The 18873-nt window shown below is 71.0% G+C and carries 19 protein-coding genes; 12 read left to right on the plus strand and 7 right to left on the minus strand.

The window, feature by feature from the left end:
- The first annotated feature begins 28 nt into the window (after window positions 1-28).
- The 8 genes from ACQPYZ_RS03560 (at window position 29) to ACQPYZ_RS03595 (ending at window position 9459) form a co-directional block, all read left to right on the plus strand.
- Window positions 29-919, plus strand: a complete 891-nt coding sequence (locus ACQPYZ_RS03560) for an SDR family oxidoreductase (protein WP_433165145.1) — start codon at window positions 29-31, stop codon at window positions 917-919.
- Window positions 916-1821 (plus strand): amidohydrolase family protein, encoded by a 906-nt coding sequence (locus tag ACQPYZ_RS03565; RefSeq protein ID WP_433165147.1) that lies wholly within the window; start codon window positions 916-918, stop codon window positions 1819-1821. The genes ACQPYZ_RS03560 and ACQPYZ_RS03565 overlap by 4 nt, the downstream gene beginning before the upstream one ends.
- A gap of 223 nt (window positions 1822-2044) precedes the next feature.
- The gene (locus ACQPYZ_RS03570) at window positions 2045-3343 is read left to right on the plus strand and encodes an SWIM zinc finger family protein (protein ID WP_433165149.1); all 1299 of its coding nucleotides are present in this window, start codon (window positions 2045-2047) and stop codon (window positions 3341-3343) included.
- Window positions 3340-4737: a DUF5691 domain-containing protein gene (locus tag ACQPYZ_RS03575; RefSeq protein WP_433165151.1), complete on the plus strand. Its 1398-nt coding sequence runs from the start codon at window positions 3340-3342 to the stop codon at window positions 4735-4737. Before ACQPYZ_RS03570 ends, ACQPYZ_RS03575 begins: the two co-directional genes overlap by 4 nt.
- Complete coding sequence (locus ACQPYZ_RS03580; RefSeq protein ID WP_433165153.1) at window positions 4734-5816, plus strand: ATP-binding protein; 1083 nt, start codon at window positions 4734-4736, stop codon at window positions 5814-5816. Before ACQPYZ_RS03575 ends, ACQPYZ_RS03580 begins: the two co-directional genes overlap by 4 nt.
- Window positions 5813-7990, plus strand: coding sequence for a DUF5682 family protein (locus ACQPYZ_RS03585; protein WP_433165155.1), 2178 nt, complete (start codon window positions 5813-5815; stop codon window positions 7988-7990). The genes ACQPYZ_RS03580 and ACQPYZ_RS03585 overlap by 4 nt, the downstream gene beginning before the upstream one ends.
- Complete coding sequence (locus ACQPYZ_RS03590) at window positions 7990-9147, plus strand: VWA domain-containing protein (RefSeq protein WP_433165157.1); 1158 nt, start codon at window positions 7990-7992, stop codon at window positions 9145-9147. The genes ACQPYZ_RS03585 and ACQPYZ_RS03590 overlap by 1 nt, the downstream gene beginning before the upstream one ends.
- 24 nt (window positions 9148-9171) lie before the next feature.
- Window positions 9172-9459, plus strand: a complete 288-nt coding sequence (locus tag ACQPYZ_RS03595; RefSeq protein WP_433165159.1) for an antibiotic biosynthesis monooxygenase — start codon at window positions 9172-9174, stop codon at window positions 9457-9459.
- 2 nt (window positions 9460-9461) lie between these two features.
- Here the strand turns inward: ACQPYZ_RS03595 and ACQPYZ_RS03600 are convergent, their stop codons facing one another.
- Genes ACQPYZ_RS03600 through ACQPYZ_RS03610 form a run of 3 tightly spaced genes read right to left on the minus strand, consistent with a single transcriptional unit; the run spans window position 9462 to window position 11268 of the window.
- Window positions 9462-9809 carry a YciI family protein gene (locus ACQPYZ_RS03600; RefSeq protein ID WP_433165161.1) on the minus strand — a complete coding sequence of 116 codons (348 nt, stop codon included), beginning with the start codon at window positions 9807-9809 and terminating at the stop codon, window positions 9462-9464.
- Between the two features lie 10 nt (window positions 9810-9819).
- The gene (locus tag ACQPYZ_RS03605; RefSeq protein WP_433165163.1) at window positions 9820-10761 is read right to left on the minus strand and encodes an aldo/keto reductase; all 942 of its coding nucleotides are present in this window, start codon (window positions 10759-10761) and stop codon (window positions 9820-9822) included.
- 54 nt (window positions 10762-10815) lie between these two features.
- A complete protein-coding gene (locus ACQPYZ_RS03610; RefSeq protein WP_433165165.1) occupies window positions 10816-11268 on the minus strand; it encodes an SRPBCC family protein in 453 nt (150 codons plus the stop codon).
- An 87-nt stretch (window positions 11269-11355) separates the two neighbouring features.
- Between ACQPYZ_RS03610 and ACQPYZ_RS03615 the strand changes: the two genes are divergently transcribed.
- A complete protein-coding gene (locus tag ACQPYZ_RS03615) occupies window positions 11356-11925 on the plus strand; it encodes a TIGR03086 family metal-binding protein (RefSeq protein ID WP_433165167.1) in 570 nt (189 codons plus the stop codon).
- On the opposite strand, the gene ACQPYZ_RS03620 is transcribed toward ACQPYZ_RS03615, so the two are convergent.
- From ACQPYZ_RS03620 to ACQPYZ_RS03630, 3 genes are all read right to left on the minus strand, one after another.
- Window positions 11896-13194, minus strand: a complete 1299-nt coding sequence (locus tag ACQPYZ_RS03620; protein WP_433165169.1) for a hypothetical protein — start codon at window positions 13192-13194, stop codon at window positions 11896-11898. The genes ACQPYZ_RS03615 and ACQPYZ_RS03620 overlap by 30 nt on opposite strands.
- Window positions 13085-14098, minus strand: coding sequence for a glycosyltransferase (locus tag ACQPYZ_RS03625; RefSeq protein WP_433165171.1), 1014 nt, complete (start codon window positions 14096-14098; stop codon window positions 13085-13087). Before ACQPYZ_RS03625 ends, ACQPYZ_RS03620 begins: the two co-directional genes overlap by 110 nt.
- Before the next feature lie 82 nt (window positions 14099-14180).
- Window positions 14181-14891, minus strand: coding sequence for a peptidoglycan-binding domain-containing protein (locus ACQPYZ_RS03630; RefSeq protein WP_433165173.1), 711 nt, complete (start codon window positions 14889-14891; stop codon window positions 14181-14183).
- A gap of 123 nt (window positions 14892-15014) precedes the next feature.
- On the opposite strand from ACQPYZ_RS03630, the gene ACQPYZ_RS03635 reads away from it, so the two are divergent.
- Entirely contained in the window at window positions 15015-15578 is a 564-nt protein-coding gene (locus tag ACQPYZ_RS03635; protein WP_433165175.1) for a TetR/AcrR family transcriptional regulator, read from the plus strand.
- Between the two features lie 11 nt (window positions 15579-15589).
- Window positions 15590-16432 carry an LLM class F420-dependent oxidoreductase gene (locus ACQPYZ_RS03640; protein ID WP_433165177.1) on the plus strand — a complete coding sequence of 281 codons (843 nt, stop codon included), beginning with the start codon at window positions 15590-15592 and terminating at the stop codon, window positions 16430-16432.
- On the opposite strand, the gene ACQPYZ_RS03645 is transcribed toward ACQPYZ_RS03640, so the two are convergent.
- A complete protein-coding gene (locus ACQPYZ_RS03645; RefSeq protein ID WP_433165179.1) occupies window positions 16425-17441 on the minus strand; it encodes a LacI family DNA-binding transcriptional regulator in 1017 nt (338 codons plus the stop codon). The genes ACQPYZ_RS03640 and ACQPYZ_RS03645 overlap by 8 nt on opposite strands.
- A 131-nt stretch (window positions 17442-17572) precedes the next feature.
- On the opposite strand from ACQPYZ_RS03645, the gene ACQPYZ_RS03650 reads away from it, so the two are divergent.
- Window positions 17573-18868: an ABC transporter substrate-binding protein gene (locus ACQPYZ_RS03650; protein ID WP_433165181.1), complete on the plus strand. Its 1296-nt coding sequence runs from the start codon at window positions 17573-17575 to the stop codon at window positions 18866-18868.
- Window positions 18869-18873: the final 5 nt, after the last annotated feature.

Genomic DNA, 18873 nt, shown 5'->3' on the forward strand with positions numbered 1-18873 from the left:
CACTCACTCTTCCGAAAGGGAATCACTCATGAGCAAGACAGTCCTGATCAGCGGCGCCTCCAGTGGCTTCGGCGCCCTCACCGCCCGCGCCCTGGCCGACACCGGCCACGTCGTCTACGCCGGGATGCGCGACCTGAACGGCCGGAACGCGACCGCCGCGGCCGACGCCAAGCAGTACGCGTCCGAGCACCGGGTCGACCTGCGGCCGGTCGAGCTCGACGTCAGCTCGGAAGCCTCCACCCAGCAGGCCGTCGACACCGCGATCGGCGAGCAGGGGCGCCTCGACGTCCTGATCCACAACGCCGGGCACATGGTCACCGGGCCGGCCGAGGCGTTCACCCCCGAGCAACTCGCCGAGCTGTACGACACCAACGTCCTGGGCACACAGCGGCTGAACCGGGCCGCGTTGCCGAAACTCCGCGAGCAGCAGGACGGGTTGCTGCTCTGGGTCGGCAGCTCCAGCACACGCGGCGGCACCCCGCCGTACCTGGCGCCGTACTTCGCGGCGAAGGCGGCGATGGACGCGCTCGCGCAGAGCTACGCGCTGGAGGTGTCGCGGTTCGGGATCGAGACCACGATCGTCGTCCCGGGGGCGTTCACCCACGGGACCAACCACTTCGCGCACAGCGGCTCACCGGCCGACGCGGACGTGATGGCGGCGTACGAGACGAAGTACGCCGGACTGATGGCCCAGGTCAGCCAGAAGCTCGCCGAGCTGGAGCCGGCGTGGGCGGACGTCGCCGAGGTCGCCAAGGCGATCGTCACGGTGGTCGGCACCGAGAAGGGCCGGCGGCCGTTCCGGGTGCACATCGATCCCTCCGACGACGGATCCGTCGTGGTCAACGCGGTCGCGGACCGGGTCCGCGCCGAGCTGCTGCGCCGCATCGGCCTCGAGGACCTGCTCCACCCGGCGGCATGACGGGTTTGATCGACCTCCACGCGCACTTCCTGCTGCCGGAGTACGTCGCCGCGGCGGAACGGGCCGGGCATCTCCGACCGGACGGGATGCCCGGCTGGCCCGCGTGGACGGTGCGGAAGCAGCTCGACGTGATGGACCGGAACGGGATCGCGACCGCGCTGCTCTCGGTCTCGTCGCCCGGCGTGCACTTCGGCGACGACTTCCGCGCACGGGTGCTGGCGCGGCGGGTCAACGAGAGTGCGGCCGAGTTCGGGCGCGACCATCCCGGGCGGTTCGGGTTATTCGCCAGCCTGCCGTTGCCGGATGTGGAGGGTGCGCTGGTCGAGCTTGAGTACGCGTACGACGTGCTGCACGCGGACGGCGTCGTACTCCTGAGCAACGCGGGCGGCCTGTATCCGGGCGAACCGTCGTGGGAACCACTGTGGCGGGCGCTGAACGACCGGTCGGCCGTCGTCCTGCTGCATCCAACCTCGCCGCCGCAGTGGCGACAGGTCGCGCTGGACCGGCCGCGGCCGATGCTCGAGTTCCTCTTCGACAGTGCCCGGGCGGTCACCGACCTGGCGCTGACCGGGATCCTGGCGCGCTACCCGGACATCCGGTTCGTCGTCGCGCACGGCGGTGTACTGCCCTTGCTCGGCGATCGGCTCGACGACTTCCGCCGTACGTTCGCCCCCGACAGCTCATCCAGCGTGGCGCCGCAGCTGGACACCCTGTGGTACGACGTCGCCGGTACGCCGGACGCCGTGCTCGGTGATCGGGTCGTGTACGGCAGCGACTACTGCTTCACTCCGGCGGACGCGGTCGAGCGGCAACTGGCGGCGTTGGACGCACGGTCCGGTGACTGGCGGGAGCGGGTCGGCGCGAACGCGGAACGCCTGATCAGTGCCGGGATCACCACCTGAGAGCCCCCGGCGGGCCCTGACAGCTCCGCCGGGGTGACTGTTGATCTCTCAACAGCCACCGGATCGTACGCCCTCGTGGTGCAGAAGGACAGGAGGTACCGGCCCCCACGTCGGCCGGCTGAGCGGCAGTCCGGCTGGAGAGCTGCCGGCGGGCCGGACACCTCCTGTCGTACTGCACCCGGCATGGCATGCTCTGGGCAGAAGCTGAGAGGCGAGGAGCGCCGTGGGGCCGTGGGACGTGGAGCAGGTGCTGGGCCTGGCGCCCGATCCTGCGTCCGCGAAGGCCGCCCAGGCCCAGGCGCGGCCGGTGAGGTGGCCGGAGACCGGTAGCTCGGAACGGGTCGTGTGGGGGTTGTGTCAGGGGAGCGGCAAGCAGCCGTACCAGGTCACGGTCGATCCCAGCGGTCCGGCGTACAAGTGCTCGTGTCCGAGCCGGAAGGTTCCGTGCAAGCACGCGCTCGGGCTGATGCTGCTGTGGGCGGCGGGGGAAGTCGGCTCCGGTGAGGAGCCGGAGTGGGTGACGTCGTGGATCGACCAGCGGGCCGCGCGGGCGGAGCGGCCGGAGCGGAAGCCCGGCGAGGTCGCCGATCCGCTCGCGGCGCAGCAGCGCGCGTCCCGGCGGGCCGACCGGGTGTCCGCGGGGATGGCCGAGCTGGCCAGTTGGCTGGACGACCAGGTCCGGCAGGGGCTGGGTGGGTTCGACCAGCGGGCGTACAGCGAGCTCAGCCGGTTGGCTGCGCGGATGGTGGACGCGCAGGCGCCGGGTGTCGCGGGAGCCGTACGGCGGGCCGCCGGTGTCGTCGGACGTGGACACGGCTGGCCCGGCGAGCTGCTCGAAGAGCTCTCGCTCATCCACCTGATCGTGTCCGCTCATGGCCGCCTGGCCGACCTGCCGCCCTCGCTCGCCGACACCGTGCAGTCCCGGATCGGCTGGACCGTCGAGACGGCACGGGTGCAGGCCGAGGGCGAGAAGGTGGCGGACGACTGGCTGGTGCTCGGCCGGGTGGTCGAGCCCGACGACCGGCTGACCGTCCGGCGAGTCTGGTTGCGCGGGGCAACAACCGGCCGGCTCGGGTTGATCCTCAGCTTCGCCGCCGCCGGCCGGCCGCTCGACCCGCTCCCGGCCCGCCCGGGCGAGTACGTCCCCGGCACACTGTCCTTCTACCCCGGCGCCCTGCCGATGCGGGCGCTGCTCACGCAGACGGCGCCGCGAATGCCCGCGCCCCGGCCGACCGGTTTCACGGCCCGGCAGGCGTTGGCGTCGTACGTCGAGTCCGTCGCCGCGGACCCGTGGAACGAGCGCTGGCCGTTAGTTCTGCAGGGTGTCCGGCCGGCACGGTACGGCGAGGGCTGGGCGCTCGTGGACGAGTCCGGCGACGGTCTGGAGATCCTGCCTGGCCTGGATCCGTTGAAGTTGCTCGCGGTCTCGGCGGGTGAGCCGTTCACCGTCGCGGGTGAGTGGAACCGGGCCGGTTTCCGGCCGATGACGTGCTGGCACGGTGAGCGGCCGGTGATCCTGTGAAGGGCTGGGACGGGCTGGTCAGTTCGGCACTGCTCGGGACCGATCGGCGGCCGGTGCACTTCGAGGAGTTGCCCGAGCACATCCAGGAGCGCCTCGGCGACGGCGGTCTGCTGGACGCGGCCGCGCTGGCGACGGTCTACAAGCGAGCCGGCCGGACACCGCTGCGCGACCTCGAACCGTTGCCTGCGGCCCCTGGTGAGGATCGTCCGCTGCCCCGGCCGGCCGCGATCCGGCGACTGGCCGCGATGCTCGGTGGGTTCCAGACGACGGCGCTCGGCGAGTGGCTGCGTGCAGCCGACGAGCGCGGGTGGGGAGTACCGCCCGAACACCTGCCCGCGTTGGCCGACCATGCCCGCAATCGGCCGGACTTCCGGCCGCTCGTGATCGCGGCGGCCGGCCGCCGGGCGGCCTGGCTGGCCGATCTCAACCCGGAGTGGAAGTTCCTGCACGCGGCCGAGAGCAACGACGCCGAGCTGTGGACGTACGGCAACGCGGTGCAGCGGCGCGCCTGGTTACGGACGATGCGGAAGGATGACCCGGCCGCCGCACTCGAAGCCTTGCGCGACGTCTGGCCGACCGAGTCGGCGGCCACGCGGACCGAGTTCCTCGCTCTGCTGGCCGACGGACTCTCCAGCGACGACGAAGAGTTCCTGGAGGCCGCGCTCGACGACCGCGCGCGCGAGGTCCGGCGGGGTGCGGCCCGGCTGCTTGCCCGGATCCCCGGATCGCGGTACGGCGACCGGATGACCGAACGACTGTGGTCGCACCTGGTGGTCAGCCAGGGGGTCCTCGCGGTCGACCTGCCGAAGCGGCTGAGTGCGTCGATGGAACGCGACGGCATCGACTCGCAGAACCCGGAAGGCATCGGCAAGCGGGCCTGGTGGTTCCTGCAGATCGTCGCGAACACCCCGCTCGCCGTGATGGACCCGGCCTGGCTGCCGATGCCGGTCGAAGGCTGCGCACCCGAGATCCTGCAGTCCGCGTGGACCGAGGCCGCCCTCCGGGAGCGGTCGGCGCCGTGGGCCCGCGAGTTGCTGAAGGCGAACGCATCGACCGGCAGCCGGAGTCCGGCCGAGTTGCTGCGCGTGCTGCCGGCCGACGAGTGGGTGCGGGCGGTGACCGCGCTGAAGGAGTCCATCGACCTGACCGAGTTGGTCGGCGGGCTGCCGGTGCCGTGGCCGGCGTCCCTCGGCACGATGATCCTGGACCAACTGGCCGCCGCCGGGACGTCCCGCGGATGGGCGCGGGTGGCGAGTGTCGCGGCCCGCGCGGTGCCGGCCGACGTACTGAACCATCCGATCACGCGGGAGCCGACCGATGAGGAAGACACCTGGCGGCGCCGGCTGGTGGAGACCCTGACCTTCCGACGCGAGCTGTACGAGGAGCTGTCATGAGCACAGAAGTACTGCGTCCGCACGCCGAGGACGAGTACGCCGGCGAACTCGCGGCGCTGGCAGCGGCCGACGACCGTCCGCGCCCGCCGGCCTGGCGGCTCTCGCCGTCCGCGGTGGTCACTTACCTGCTCGGCGGCCGCGCCGGTGACGTCGAGATCTCCCCGAAGTACGTCGGCCCGCGCCGGCTGATCGAGGTCGCGGTCGCCACGCTCGCGACGGACCGCGCGCTGCTGCTGCTCGGTGTTCCCGGAACGGCGAAGACCTGGGTCAGCGAACACCTCGCGGCCGCGATCAGCGGCGACTCGACCCTGCTCGTGCAGGGGACCGCGGGGACCGCCGAGGAGTCGATCCGCTACGGCTGGAACTACGCCCAGTTGATTGCCCAGGGCCCCAGTGAGGCGGCGCTCGTGCCGAGCCCGGTGCAGCGGGCGATGGCGGAGGCGAAGATCGCCCGGATCGAGGAGCTCACCCGGATGCCCTCCGACGTCCAGGACGCGCTGATCACGATCCTGTCGGAGAAGGCGCTGCCGATCTCCGAGCTGGCCACCGAGGTGCAGGCCCGCAAGGGCTTCAACGTGATCGCCACCGCCAACGACCGCGACAAGGGCGTCAACGAGCTGTCCAGCGCGCTCCGGCGCCGGTTCAACACGGTCGTCCTGCCGCTGCCCGTCTCCGCCGACGACGAGGTGGAGATCGTCTCCCGCCGGGTCGCGCAGCTCGGGTCCGCGCTCGAGTTGCCGCAGCCGGACGACGCGCTCGAGGAGATCCGCCGGGTGGTCACGATCTTCCGCGAGCTGCGGTCCGGCCGGACCGAGGACGGGCGGACGGCGGTCAAGTCACCGACCGCGACCCTGTCGACCGCCGAGGCGATCAGCGTGGTGACCGGAGGTCTCGCGCTCGCGGCACACTTCGGCGACGGCGTACTGCGGCCGACGGACGTGGCCGGCGGCATCCTCGGTGCGGTCATCAAGGACCCGTCCGCGGACCGGGTCGTCTGGTCGGAGTACCTGGAGACCGTGGTCCGTGAGCGCGACGACTGGGCACCGTTCTACCGGGCCTGCCGAGAGATCAGCGGATGACCGTTCACCTGTTCGGGATCCGGCACCACGGGCCGGGGTCGGCGCGCGCGGTGGCGACCGCGCTGGCCGGGCTGCGGCCGGACCTCGTGCTGATCGAGGGACCGCCGGAGGCCGACAAGGTGGTCGAGCTGGCCGGGTCGGAGGAGATGGAGCCGCCGGTCGCGCTGCTCGCCTACGCGGTGGACGACTCGACCCGGGCCGCGTTCTGGCCGTTCGCGGTGTTCAGCCCCGAGTGGCAGGCGATCGAGTACGCGCTGACAGCCGGCGTACCGGTGCGGTTCTGCGACCTTCCGGCCGCCCACCAGTTCGCTTCGTCAGGTGGTGGCGGTCGGCGCGGGCTGTCGATCGACCCGCTGGCGACTCTCGCGAACGCCGGTGGGTACGACGATCCCGAGCGCTGGTGGGACGACGTGATCGAGTCCCGCCGGGAAGGCGCGGAGCCCTTCACGGTGATCGCCGACGCGATGCGCGAGCTCCGGCACGGTGAGGAAGCAACCGGCCGGGAAGCGCAGCGCGAGGCGTACATGCGGACCGTGCTGCGGAAGGCGCAGCGCGAGGGCTTCGAACGGATCGCGGTGATCTGCGGCGCCTGGCACGTGCCCGCCCTGGAGGCACCGTTGCCGCCGGCAACTCACGACGCACGGATCCTGAAGGGCCTGCCGAAACGGAAGGTCGCCTGCACGTGGGTCCCGTGGACGCACGGCCGGCTCGCCGCGACCAGCGGGTACGGCGCCGGCATCACGTCACCGGGTTGGTACCACCACCTGTTCACCGCGCCGGACCAGATCACCGCGCGCTGGCTGTCGAAGGTCGCCCAGGTCCTTCGCGAGCAGGACCTGCCGGTCTCGAGCGCGCACGTGATCGAGGCGGTCCGGCTCGCGGACACGCTCGCGGCGTTGCGGGGCCGCCCGCTGGCCGGGCTCAGCGAGGTCACCGAGGCGACGCGGGCGGTGCTCTGCGGCGGGAACGACGTACTGCTCGACCTGGTCACCCGGGAGGCGGTCGTCGGCGAGCTGCTCGGGTCGGTGCCGGGTGAGACGCCCCAGGCTCCGGTCGCGGCGGACCTCGCGGCGCAGGCGCGGCGGCTGCGGATGCGACGGGACGCGACCGAGCGGGTGATCGAGCTCGACCTGCGGAAACCGAACGACCTGGAGAAGTCGCGACTGCTGCACCGACTGCGGATCCTCGGTGTGCACTGGGGTGTCCCGGCCGCTGACGAGCGCCGGGCGCAGGGCACGTTCCGCGAGATGTGGCGGCTGGCGTGGGATCCCGGTCTCGAGGTCGAGTTGGTCGCCGCCGGTGCGCACGGTACGACGGTGGTCGGCGCCGCGACGACGGTGATGCTGCGGGTCGCGGACGAGTCGTCGACACTGGCCGACGTGACCGCAGCACTGGAGAAATCGCTGCTCGCCGACCTCGCGGATGCGATGCCGTCCCTGCTCCAAGGTGTCGACACTCGCGCGGCCGCGGACGCCGACGTCGGTCACCTGATGGCAGCGCTGCCAGCGCTGGCGCGATCCTCCCGGTACGGCGACGTCCGCGGGACCGACACGGCCGGGCTGGCGTCCGTCGCCGGGCGGATGGTGTCCCGCGTGTGCGCCGGACTCGGCCGGACGGTGCACGGACTCGATCCGGACGCGGCGGCCGCCGTGCAGGAGCTGATCGACGGGGTGCAGGACGCGACCGCGTTGCTCGACGAGGACGTCCGGGCCGAGTGGCTCGCGACGCTGGAAGGGCTGAGCGACCGGTCGTCGGTGCCGCCGCTGATCCGTGGGCGGTTGACCCGGCTGATGCTGGACACGTCCCGGCTGCCCGACCACGAGGTCGCGCTGCGGCTCGGGCGAGCGCTGTCGCCCGGTACGCCGACCGCGGACGCGGCCGGGTACGTCGAGGGCTTCCTGGCCGGTGGCGGGTTGCTGCTCGTGCACGACGAACGCCTGCTCACCCTGGTGGACGCGTGGCTGGCGGCGATCCCGGACGAGGCGTTCGTCGAGGTGCTCCCGCTGCTGCGGCGTACGTTCGGAACGTTCGCGTCACCCGAGCGGCGGTCGATCGGCACGCGCGCCCGTGCACTCGGCGACCCGGCGGCGCTCGTGGTTGCCGATGACAACGACCTCGACGCCGAGCTGGCCGCGTCCGTGCTTCCCGTCGTCGCCCGGCTGCTGGGGGTGTGATGACCGACGAACGCATGCGCCGCTGGCGACTCGTGCTGGGTGGTGAGGCCGAGCCGGAGACCGGTACGACGCTGTCGTCCGAGGACCGCTCGGTCGACGCAGCGCTGGCCGCGCTGTACGACGCGCCGTCCGGTGAGGCCGGCACGCAGCGGACGTCCGGGCTCGGGTCGTCCGCGCCACGGGTCGCACGCTGGCTGGGCGACATCCGGCAGTACTTCCCGAGCACGGTCGTCCAGGTGATGCAGCGGGACGCGGTCGAGCGGCTCGGCATCACCCGGATGCTGATGGAGCCGGAGTTGCTGGGAGCGGTCGAGCCGGACGTCCACCTGGTCAGTACCTTGCTCGCGCTGAACGAGGTCATGCCGGAGGAGACCAAGCAGACCGCGCGAGACGTCGTCGGCCGGGTCGTCGCCGAGCTGGAGGCCAGGCTGGCTGAACGCACCCGGGCCGCGGTCACCGGCGCGCTCGACCGGGCCGGGCGCACCGGCCGGCCGAGGCACTCCGACATCGACTGGGACCGGACGATCCGGGCCAACCTCAAGCACTTCTCGCCCACGCTCGGCACGATCGTGCCGGACCGGCTGGTCGGCTACGCGCGCCGGAACCACAGCGTCCAGCGCGACATCGTGCTGGCGATCGACCAGTCCGGCTCGATGGCGGAGTCGGTGGTGTACGCGTCTCTGTTCGGGGCGGTGCTCGGGTCGATCCGGACGCTGCGAACCAGCCTGGTCGTGTTCGACACCGCGGTCGTCGACCTGACCGATCAGCTCGAGGATCCGGTCGACGTCCTCTTCGGGACCCAGCTCGGCGGCGGGACGGACATCAACCGGGCGCTGGCGTACTGCGAGGAGCTCGTCACCAAGCCCGCGGAGACGGTGATGGTGCTGATCTCCGACCTGTACGAGGGCGGTGTTCGCGAGGAGATGCTCCGCCGGGCGCGCTCGCTGGTCGAGTCCGGCGTCCAGGTGATCGCCCTGCTCGCCCTGGCCGACTCGGGCACCCCGTCGTACGACGCCGAGAACGCGGCCGCGCTCGCCGAACTCGGCGTACCGACCTTCGCCTGCACGCCCGACCTGTTCCCCGACCTGATGGCGGCGGCGATGAAACGCGAGGACATCGCCGGCTGGGCCGCAACGAACCTGTCGGGAAGCAACTGAGAGCGCCGGCGGTTGGTGGTCGACATGACGACTGTGGAATTGACGCGCTTCCGGGTGCGGCCGGAGCAGGTTTCGGAGCTGCTGGCTGCCCGCCCCGGCATGCTGCAGGACTTCACCGCCGACCGGGCCGGTTTCCAGGGCGCCCGGCTGGTCCGGCTGCCGAACGACGAATGGCTCGACATCGTCGAGTGGGCCACGCCGGAGGACTTCGCCACCTCCCGCGAGAAGGGCCCGAACCTTCCCGGCATCGCCCGGTTCTTCGCCGCGATCGACTCGCTGGTCAGCGCCGAGGAAGGCACGCTGGCCGACTGACCTCAGCCGGCCAGCTCGAGGATGTCGATCGGGGTGTTCGGATCGGCCTCGGCGAAGCGCAGCGCCCACTGGACGGCTTCGGCCTTCGAGTCGACCCGGATAATCGACACGCCGGCGATCAGTTCCTTGGTCTCGGCGAACGGGCCGTCGACGACCCGCGGCTCCTCACCGGGCTTCGGGAACGTGATCCGGGCACCGCGCGAGCTCGGCATCAGGCCCTCGGCGGCCAGCAGTACGCCGGCCTGCCGCATCTCCTCGAGGACGGCGTCGGCCCGGGCCAGCATGTCCGGGTCCGGCGGGTTGCCCGCCTCGAGGCCGGCGTTGGTCTTGTGGAGAAGCATGTACCGCATAGGACAGACCCTAGCCCCGGTCCAGCGCGTCCCAGAACGCCGGCGGGATCTCGTGGTCCATCCACTGCGCGACCTCGGTGATCTCCTGGGGAGTCCGCGCCCCGACGACCACGGCCGGTACGGCGGGATGCGCCAGCGGGAACTGGACCGCGGCGGCCAGCAGCGGCACGTCGTACCGGCGACTCAGCTCGCGTAACCGATCGATCCGGCGGACCAGCTCCACCGGCAGGCGCTCGTAGCCGTGCGGCGCCCCCTCGGCCAGTACGCCGCCCTGGAACACGCCGGCCGCGATCACCGCGACCCCGAGCTGCTCGCACAACGGCAGTAGCTCGTCGGCGCCGGACTGGTCGAGCAGCGTGTACCGGCCGGCGAGCAGGAGGCAGTCCGGGCCGGCCGGGCCGGTGTCCCGAAGGAAACGCGCGGCGACGTCCGCGTGGTTCACCCCGAGGGAAATCGCCCGGATCGTGCCCCGGCCGCGTAGCTCGGTCAGCGCCTTGAAGGCCTCGGTCGCGGCCGTCGGGTAGTCGAGATCCGGATCGTGGATGTGCAGGACGTCGATCCGGTCGATGCCGATCCGCTCGAGACTCTCCTCGAACGACCGCATCACCGCACGATAGGAGTAGTCGAGCCGCGGACCCAGCCCGGCCGGCGGCTCGGCCCAGATCGGCTGGATGTCCGGGCCACCCGGCTCGATCAGCCGGCCGACCTTCGTGCAGAGCACGAACCGGTCGCGCGGCCGGCCGCGGAGCGCGAGCCCGGCCCGCTGCTCCGACAGTCCGTATCCGTACACCGGCGCGGTGTCGAACAGCCGGATGCCGAGCTCCCAGGCCCGGTCGACGGTCGCGACGGCCTGAGCCTCCGGCACCGCGGCGAACATCCCCCCGATCGAGGCGAGCCCGAGCCCCAGCCGGCTCACCCGCAACCCTGTCCGCCCCAGCTCCACACTCCGCATGCGGCGACCCTAGAAGCCGCCGCCGACATTCCCGCCCTCAGCGGGGACGCCGGGTCAGCGGGGTACGTCGCCCCGCCACGCGCCGGTCTCGCCCGGCCGCTCCTCGATGAACTTCTTGAACCGCTGCAGGTCGCCCTTGACCCGGCCCTCGATCACGCCGAGCATGTCGCCGGCCTTCTCGACGACGCCCTCCGGCTCGATGTCCATCTGCGCGGTCACCCGGGTCCGCTCCGGGCTCAGCTGGTGGAAGGTGATCACGCCGCCGTGGTTAGGACCGGAGTCCGAGCGCCAGGCGACCCGCTCGTCCGGGTGCTGCTCGGTGATGGTCGCGTCGAACTCGCGCGTCGCCCCGGCGACCTTCGTCACCCAGTGGGTGTGCGTGGCGTCCAGTTGGCGGACCTCCTCGACGCCCTCCATGAACTGCGGGAAGGACTCGAACTGCGTCCACTGGTTGTACGCGGTCGTCACCGGTACGTCGACGTCGACGGACTGGGTGATGTTGCTCATCGGCGTTCCTCTCGATCTCGTCGGAGCACGCCCGGTACCCCGCCGTCCCCCTTCCACGCCACCGGGATCCACGGCACCATTTCGGTCATGGGTGAGATCGCGGAGCGGTACCGGCGCCGGGCCGAGGCGTTCGAGCGGAAGGTGGCCGCCGTCCGGCCGGAGCAGTGGGACAACCAGTCGCCGTGCGAGAAGTGGACGGCCCGGGACGTGGTCGACCACGTGGTGACGATGCACGGCGTGATGCTGACGCCGGTCGCCCGGAAGCTGGAGCCGGCCGACAATCCGCTGACGGCGTTCCAGGAGGCCCGGGCGGCGGTCGAGGAGGTGCTCGACGACCCGGTGCTCGCGCTGACCGAGACCGACACGCCGACCGGCCCGCTGACGACCGAGCAGCACGTCGACCAGGTGGTCTCCGACGACCTGGTGCTGCACGGCTGGGACCTCGCCCGCGCGACCGGTCAGGACGAGACGATGGACCCGGACGACGTCGAGCGCCTCTGGGCGAGTGCGTCGGCCGTCCCGGCGGACGTGATGGAGAAGTTCCGCACGCCCGGCGCGTTCGGCGAAGGCATCGAGGTCTACGGCCCGGAGGTCGTCGTACCGGTGGAAGCGCCGTTGCAGGACCGGCTACTCGGCCTGATCGGCCGCCAGCCGTAGCGGGAGGGTGCTCGGCGCGTAGTACGCCTCCGGCGTCGCGCACAGCGGTGCATCCGTGAGTTGGTCGGGCTTGGTCATCAGCAGCGCGTGGCCGCTGGCGATCGACCGCTCGAGGTACTCGTGGCCGGGCAGGTTGGCCACCGCCGTACGGCAGCCGAGCGCCATGCCCTCGAACAGCGCGGTCGTGGACACACCGACCTGGTAGGTGGCCCCGGCGAGCAGGTCGAGAGTGCTGCCGTCGGTCGACAGCTCGATGCCGGCCGGGATGGTGTAGTCCGCGGCGCGTTCACTCGGGTGCAGCCGGAAGACGACGTCGAGCGTCGGGTGCTCCTTGGCGACCGCCTCGGCGACATGCAGGAGCTCTGCGCCGATCGTGCCCTGCGAGAGGAAGACCACGCGCCGCGGGTCCTTCTCCGTGGCCCTCGGCAGGTACGGCGCGCCGATGACCGACGTACTCGTGCCGGCCGGGAGGTCCGCCACGTCGGTCCAGTACGAGCCGAAGCACCAGAGCTCGTCCGGCTGGTGGGCGACGTCCGGCCGGCCCGGGTAGCTGTAGCCGAGGTGGAACTGGCTGATGGCGCCGTGCTGGAGCTCGACCACCCGGATACCGAGATCGCGGGCCGCGCCGACGATGTGCTGGTGGAAGTACGCGACCACGACGTATACGGTCTTGATCCCGTGCCGCTTCAACAGGGTGCGGTAGAGCGCCCGCAGCCTCGTGTGCTTCGGCACCTCCCGGGCCAGCAGCGGCCCGACCGGCACGGAGACACCGGTCAGTTTGCGCAGTGCCTCGGCGATACCGCGGTCGGGTGCCGTGCCCTTGTGGACCGCGCCCGCGGCCGAGGTGAAGAAGTCGAGGTTGCGGCTGCCGGGGAGCGGCGTGCCGTTGATCCCGGAGTCCAGGATCAGTGCCCGGGACCCGAGCGCCTCGCGGAGCTCGTCGGTGTAGATCTCGACACCGCCCGGTTTCCTCGGGTGCGGGACGACCAGGGCGTCGTACTGGTGGAGGAACGGGTTCCTTGTGACCAGGCCGGTCACGTGCCGGCCGACGAGCCTGGCCTTGTCGTACGGCGTCCGTCGTACCGGGTGGGAGGCGCCGTGGATGCCGGTCCGCCGGGTCAGCTCGTGGAAGATCCGCATCCGGATCAGCGCCCACGGGCTAGCGTCCCCGATCCGCCAGTCGAGCAGACTCAGCTCCTGCTCCACCTGCCAGATCGCCCGGCACAGGCCCGCCACCGTCGGATCCGTGCCGTTCCCGGTACTCGTCATGGTTGATCCCTACTATCCCCGCGAGACTGCCGACGCCCGAGAAGAACCGGCGGACTGCCTTCAGCAGGTGCGTCTTCCGGCCGAGCAGCAGCCCGGCGAGGGCGTACCCGATCGCCGAGACCACCCGGGCCGAAGCATAGGCCAGCACCAGCAGGTAGCTGACCGCGCCCGGCCGGATCAGCAGCCGGCTGATCGTGTCGCCGCTGCCGGACCGGAACGCCCGCCGGACCAGCCAGCGCAGCGTGGTCCGCCCGGCCGGCACGTCCTCGGCGATGCACGCCTCCTCGCACCACACGATCCGGAACCCGGCCCGGTGCACGCGCAGGAAGAAGTGCAGGTCGCTGGAGCCGGTGTACCGGAACGCGGGATGGAAGCCGGGCGTCACGGCGTGGTAGACCCGCCGGCTGACCAGCGTGTTGTTCGTGTACGCCTTCCGCAACTCTTCGCCGGTGGCGTGCTTGCCGGTCGAGTCGTGTACGTCGCTGTAGTGGTTCCAGGCCGGTGCGCCGGGCGGCAGGTTGCCCTTGACCGGGCCGGTGACGACGTCCGCGCCGGTCGTCTCCCAGGCCTGGAGCAGGGTGGCCAGCCAGCCGGGCGGCGCGACCTCGTCGTCGTCCACGAAGATCAGCGCGTCGTCGTTCCAGCAGAGCTCGACCGACTTCTCCCGCGCGAAGGGGATCCCCGGCTCCGGTTCCACCACCGACTCGATCGGGTACGGCGTACCGTCCCCGAACTCCTCCAGGACGCGCGCCGCCGACCCCTCCGCGTCGTTGTCCACCACCACGATCCGGATCGCGAAGTCTCCGTCTCCCGGCAGCTCCTGTGCCTGCAAGCTCGTCAGCAAACCACGCAACAGAGCAGGTCGCCTGAAGGTAATCACCGCGATGGCGACACTGGTGCTCATGGCGCCCGAGACTATCGGTCCCCGCCAACCACAGCCCATCCGGCGCTCGGCCGGCTCCGGGGAGAGCCGGCCGAGCCAGGGGTCAGGCGCAGGCGGGCAGAGTGTTCCGCGAGAAGTCGCGGACGGCGGTGGTGGTCTGGCCGCTGCCCGGGTCGAATTGCCCGAGGATGACCGTCAGCATCCTGCTGTCGTACGCGCCGGCGCCGATCCGGCCCTGGGCGACGATCCGGTCGTCGGCGAGCCCGTTCCCGCTGAACCCGTAGCGCATGTCGTCGGCCTGCCGCACGACGTCCATCGTCCACCACGCCTTCTTGCCGGAGTTGTTCCACGACGAGTAGCGGTACTCCGACGAGCTCACCTTGCACAGGTACACGGTGACTCCGGCCTTCCAGCCGACCGCCTTGCCGTACGTGCGGAGCTTCGCCCAGGTCTGCGGCCCGACCTTGCCGTCGACCCCGATGCCGGCATCGTCCTGGAAGGACCGGACGCGGCTCTGCGTGCCCGAGCCGTACACGCCGTCCACGGCGAGTCCACCCAGGTTCTTCTGGAGGAGCCGCACGCAGGTCCCGGTGCTGCCGAGGCTCAGGTAGGTCCCGGAACAGGTCGCCTCGGCCGCCGCCTCGGTTGCCGCGGTCGCCTCGGTTGCGGCGTCAGGAGACGCGACGGCAGGCGCGGCGGCCGGGCTGTCGACCGATGCGTGAGTTGCCGCGGCCAGCCCACAGACCAGGCCGCCAGCCAGCAGCGTGGCGACGACGATCTCCCGGGTGCGGGGCCGACGCAGGGGGTTCCTCATCTGGTTCTATTCCTTCCAACCGAACGTGTACGTGCCGAGGCCGCACGCTAACGACGCCCAGGAACACCTCGCTGCCCGTACCACGCCCGTACCGGATGCTGTACCTGTGGGTACAGTGGCTGGGTGGAGACGGTCGAGCGGTTGATTCGCAGTACGCAGGAGTTGTTGTGGGAGCGGGGGTACGTCGGGACCTCGCCGAAGGCGATCCAGCGGGCCGCGGACGCCGGGCAGGGGAGCATGTACCACCACTTCACCGGGAAGGCCGCGCTGGCGCGGGCGGCGATCGAGCGGTCCGGGGCCGAGTTGCGGGCGGCCGCGGAGGAGCAGCTCGCAGGGCCTGGTACGGCGACCGAGCGAATCACGCAGTACCTGGAACGGGACCGGGACGTGCTGCGCGGGTGCCGGATCGGGCGGTTGACTGCGGATCCGGAGGTGCTGGCGGATCCGGCGTTGCGGGAGCCGGTCGACGAGACGTTCCGGTGGCTGCGCGAACGGCTCGCGGAGGTTGTTGCTGAAGGCAAGAAGAGTGGCGAGTTTCCGGCTGGGATCGATCCAGAGGAGACGGCCGCGACGATCGCCGCCGTCCTGCAAGGTGGGTACGTGCTTGCCCGGGCGGCGGACTCACGGGAACCGTTCGAGCTGGCGGTGCAGGGGCTGCTGAAGCTGTTGCTGGGGGCCCCGAAGTGAGGATCGGCGCGGTGTTCCCGCAGTTGGAGATCGGGTCGGACCCGGCGGTCGTGCGCGAGTGGGCGACCGTCGTCGAGGAAGCCGGCTACACCCACATCCACGCTTACGACCACGTGCTCGGGGCGGATCCGGCGAACCGGCCGGGGTGGAGCGGATACAACGACAAGTCCTTGTTCCACGAGGTTTTCGTGCTGTTCGGGTACCTGGCGGCAATCACGACCCGAGTCGAGCTCGTGACCGGCGTACTCGTGCTGCCGCAGCGGCAGACGGCGTTGGTGGCCAAGCAGGCGGCGGAGGTCGACGTACTCAGTGGTGGGCGGTTGCGGCTGGGCGTTGGCATCGGGTGGAACCAGGTCGAGTATCAGGCGCTCGGCATACCGTTCCGGCAGCGTGGGGCGTTGCTGGCGGAGCAGGTCGACGTACTGCGCCGGTTGTGGGCCGAGCCGGTCGTCACGTACGACGGGAAGTTCCACCAGATCGAGGAGGCCGGTCTCAACCCGTTGCCGGGGCGGCAGATCCCGATCTGGTTCGGCGGCAGCGCGGACGCCGTACTGCGCCGTACCGGCCGCATCGGCGACGGCTGGATGCCGCAAAGCGTCCCCGACGATCGGGCCCGCGCCCAGGTAGCCACGATCCACGCCGCCGCAACCGCCGCCGGCCGCGACCCCGCCACCATCGGCATCGAACCCCGCCTCACCCTCAGCGCAATCCCCGAAGCCGACTGGCCGGCCTTCATCGCGGGCTGGGAAGCCCTAGGCGCCACCCACCTGGCCGTCAACACCATGAACCTCGGCCTCCAACACCCCCGAGACCACGCCAAACTCCTCCAAGACCTTCTGCCGAAACTCAGCTAGCTGGCCAGGGCGTGTTGGCGGTCGAGCCCCGGATGGTGAGCGGGCAGGGGAGGGTGATGATCTCGGTGGGCCGGTCGGGAGTCTCGATGCGGCGGCGGAGGAGGTCGACGCCGGTTTCGACGATGGCGTGCACCGGTTGGTCGACCGAGGTGAGGTCGAACGACTCCCAGGCGGCCAGGTCGGTGTTGTCGAAGCCGATCACCCAGACGTCCTCGGGGACCCGGACGCCCAGCGCCCGGGCGCCGTCGAGGATGCCGAACGCGAGCAGGTCGGTGACGGTGTAGATCGCGGTTGGCGGCTTCTTCGCCGACAGCAGTTTCTGCGCGGCCGCGTGGCCGTCGGCGTGCGGGACGCCGACGGTGAGCACGTTGCGCGGCTTGATCGTGATCCCGGCGTCGGCGAGGGCGGCCCGGAAGCCGAGATCGCGGTCCCGGGAGGTGTTCCCGGTGTGCTCCAGCGTGACCAGGCCGATCTCGGTGTGCCCGGTCTCGGCGAGGTAGCGGCCGGCGTCGTACGCGCCCTGCCAGTTGTCGCCGACGACCTGGTCGCAGTCGAGCCCGTCGATCCCGCGGTGGAGCAGTACGGTCGGTGTCCCGGAGGCGACCGCGATGTCGTGCAGGGACGAGTCGTACGTCGCCGACGTGAGCAGGAACCCGTCGACCAGGCGCTGCTGGATCACCTTGCCGACGGACTCCTCCGGGTCGTGCTCGATGTTCCACAGGATCATGTGCAGACCGAGCGAGCTGAGCACCCGGCCGATGTCGTCCAGCAGCTCGGCGTGGAACGGGCTGGTGACCCGGGTCATGAACACGCCGATGGTGTCGGTCCGGCCGGTCTTCATCGCCCGGGCGAGCGCGTTCGGCGTGTAGTTCGCCTCCTCCAGCACCCGCAGTACCCGGGCCCTGGTCTCGGCGTTGACCTTCGGGTTGTTGGTCAGCACCCGCGAGACCGTCGCCTGGGAGACCCCGGCCAGGCGTGCGAGATCACGGCTCGTCGGTGGTCGCGTCATGATCCCCTCCCCTCGTCCCCGCGTCCGAAACCCTACTGAAGAGTGTCACCACTCGCCGTTGACCGCGCCGCCGGACCTGTGTATACGTATTCATTGTATACGTATTCATCCTTCGTGGATGGGAGATTCCGGTGCAGACACATCACACCAACCTGAGCCGCCGCAGGTTTCTCGCCGGACTGACGGGACTCGCGGCCGGCGGCATGCTGGCCGGCTGTGGCGGGAGCGGCAACGCCGGGGGCGGTGACGGCCTGACCTTCCTCAACTGGCAACAGGTCAGGGGCACGCCGCTCGAACAGGCGATCCAGGCCTACGAGAAGTCCTCCGGGGTGACGGTCACCGTGCAGCCCGCGGTCACCCAGGAGTACGACACCAAGATGCGCACCCTGCTCGCGGGCGGCAGTCCGCCGGACGTGATGCGGATCAACGACGACTTCGTCCGCGGGTTCTCCGAGCAGGGAGCCTTGCTCGACCTGAAGCCCTACATCGAGAAGGACGGCCTGGACGCCGCCGCGTTCGCCAAGGAGGCGTACGAGTTCCCGCAGCAGCCGGACGGAGCACACGCCGCCTGGGTGCTCGGCTACGAGCCACGGCTGATCTTCTACAACGTCGACCTGTTCGAGCAGGCCGGCGTACCGCTGCCGCCGACCACGTGGTCGCCCGACGGCTGGAGCTGGGCGGACTTCGCCGACCGGGCGAAGAAGCTGACCGACCCGGCGAAGAAGCAGCACGGCGCTCTGGTCTACCTGGACACCGGGTACGAGCAGACGTTCACCGTCAACCACGGCAGCGAGACCGGCATCTACTCCGCCGACGGCAACCGGTTCACCCTGCCCGGCGCCAAGGAGGTCGAGGCGCTGCAGTGGGCCACCGACCTGACCTGCAAGGACAAGGTGCAGCCGCCGTGGTCGGCGCTGCAGCAGGACAACGTGCAGAACCAGCTGTTCGCGCAGGGCAAGATCGCGATGATGTACGCGACCTTCGGCACGGTCCCGTACCTGCGGACGACGATCAAGGACTTCACCTGGGACGTCGCGCCGCCGCCGGCCGACGTCCAGCAGAAGACCGAGGCCAGCGTGATCGTGTTCTGCATCCCGAAGGCGGCCAAGAACCCGGACCGGGCCTGGGAGCTGCTGAAGTTCCTGGCCGGCGAGGAGGGCGGCAAGATCCTGCTGCAGGGTGGCGCGTTCACGCCGATCAACAAGAAGGTCGCCGCCCAGCTCGCGCCGGACGGGAAGATGCCGGAGCACATCGGCTTGTTCGGGGAGGCCGCGGAGCACCTGACCGCGACCAACCAGACCAAGAACACCCTCGGCGCCCGTGAGCTCTACCGGCCCGCGCTCGACCAGGCCTACAACTGCGAGAAGCCGGTCGGCGAGGTCCTCAACCAGATCAAGCCACAGGTGGAGAACGCCTTGAAGGGTTGATGTCG

Source organism: Kribbella sp. CA-247076 (assembly GCF_050942445.1).
GTDB lineage: Bacteria > Actinomycetota > Actinomycetes > Propionibacteriales > Kribbellaceae > Kribbella.

Bases quoted from the DNA above. Each gene is read 5' to 3' on its own strand.
- ACQPYZ_RS03560 (WP_433165145.1), top strand. From the start codon at position 29: ATGAGCAAGACAGTCCTGATCAGCGGCGCCTCCAGTGGCTTCGGCGCC.
- ACQPYZ_RS03565 (WP_433165147.1), top strand. From the start codon at position 916: ATGACGGGTTTGATCGACCTCCACGCGCACTTCCTGCTGCCGGAGTAC.
- ACQPYZ_RS03580 (WP_433165153.1), top strand. From the start codon at position 4,734: ATGAGCACAGAAGTACTGCGTCCGCACGCCGAGGACGAGTACGCCGGC.
- ACQPYZ_RS03585 (WP_433165155.1), top strand. From the start codon at position 5,813: ATGACCGTTCACCTGTTCGGGATCCGGCACCACGGGCCGGGGTCGGCG.
- ACQPYZ_RS03590 (WP_433165157.1), top strand. From the start codon at position 7,990: ATGACCGACGAACGCATGCGCCGCTGGCGACTCGTGCTGGGTGGTGAG.
- ACQPYZ_RS03595 (WP_433165159.1), top strand. From the start codon at position 9,172: ATGACGACTGTGGAATTGACGCGCTTCCGGGTGCGGCCGGAGCAGGTT.
- ACQPYZ_RS03600 (WP_433165161.1), bottom strand. From the start codon at position 9,809: ATGCGGTACATGCTTCTCCACAAGACCAACGCCGGCCTCGAGGCGGGC.
- ACQPYZ_RS03605 (WP_433165163.1), bottom strand. From the start codon at position 10,761: ATGCGGAGTGTGGAGCTGGGGCGGACAGGGTTGCGGGTGAGCCGGCTG.
- ACQPYZ_RS03610 (WP_433165165.1), bottom strand. From the start codon at position 11,268: ATGAGCAACATCACCCAGTCCGTCGACGTCGACGTACCGGTGACGACC.
- ACQPYZ_RS03615 (WP_433165167.1), top strand. From the start codon at position 11,356: ATGGGTGAGATCGCGGAGCGGTACCGGCGCCGGGCCGAGGCGTTCGAG.
- ACQPYZ_RS03620 (WP_433165169.1), bottom strand. From the start codon at position 13,194: ATGACGAGTACCGGGAACGGCACGGATCCGACGGTGGCGGGCCTGTGC.
- ACQPYZ_RS03625 (WP_433165171.1), bottom strand. From the start codon at position 14,098: ATGAGCACCAGTGTCGCCATCGCGGTGATTACCTTCAGGCGACCTGCT.
- ACQPYZ_RS03630 (WP_433165173.1), bottom strand. From the start codon at position 14,891: ATGAGGAACCCCCTGCGTCGGCCCCGCACCCGGGAGATCGTCGTCGCC.
- ACQPYZ_RS03645 (WP_433165179.1), bottom strand. From the start codon at position 17,441: ATGACGCGACCACCGACGAGCCGTGATCTCGCACGCCTGGCCGGGGTC.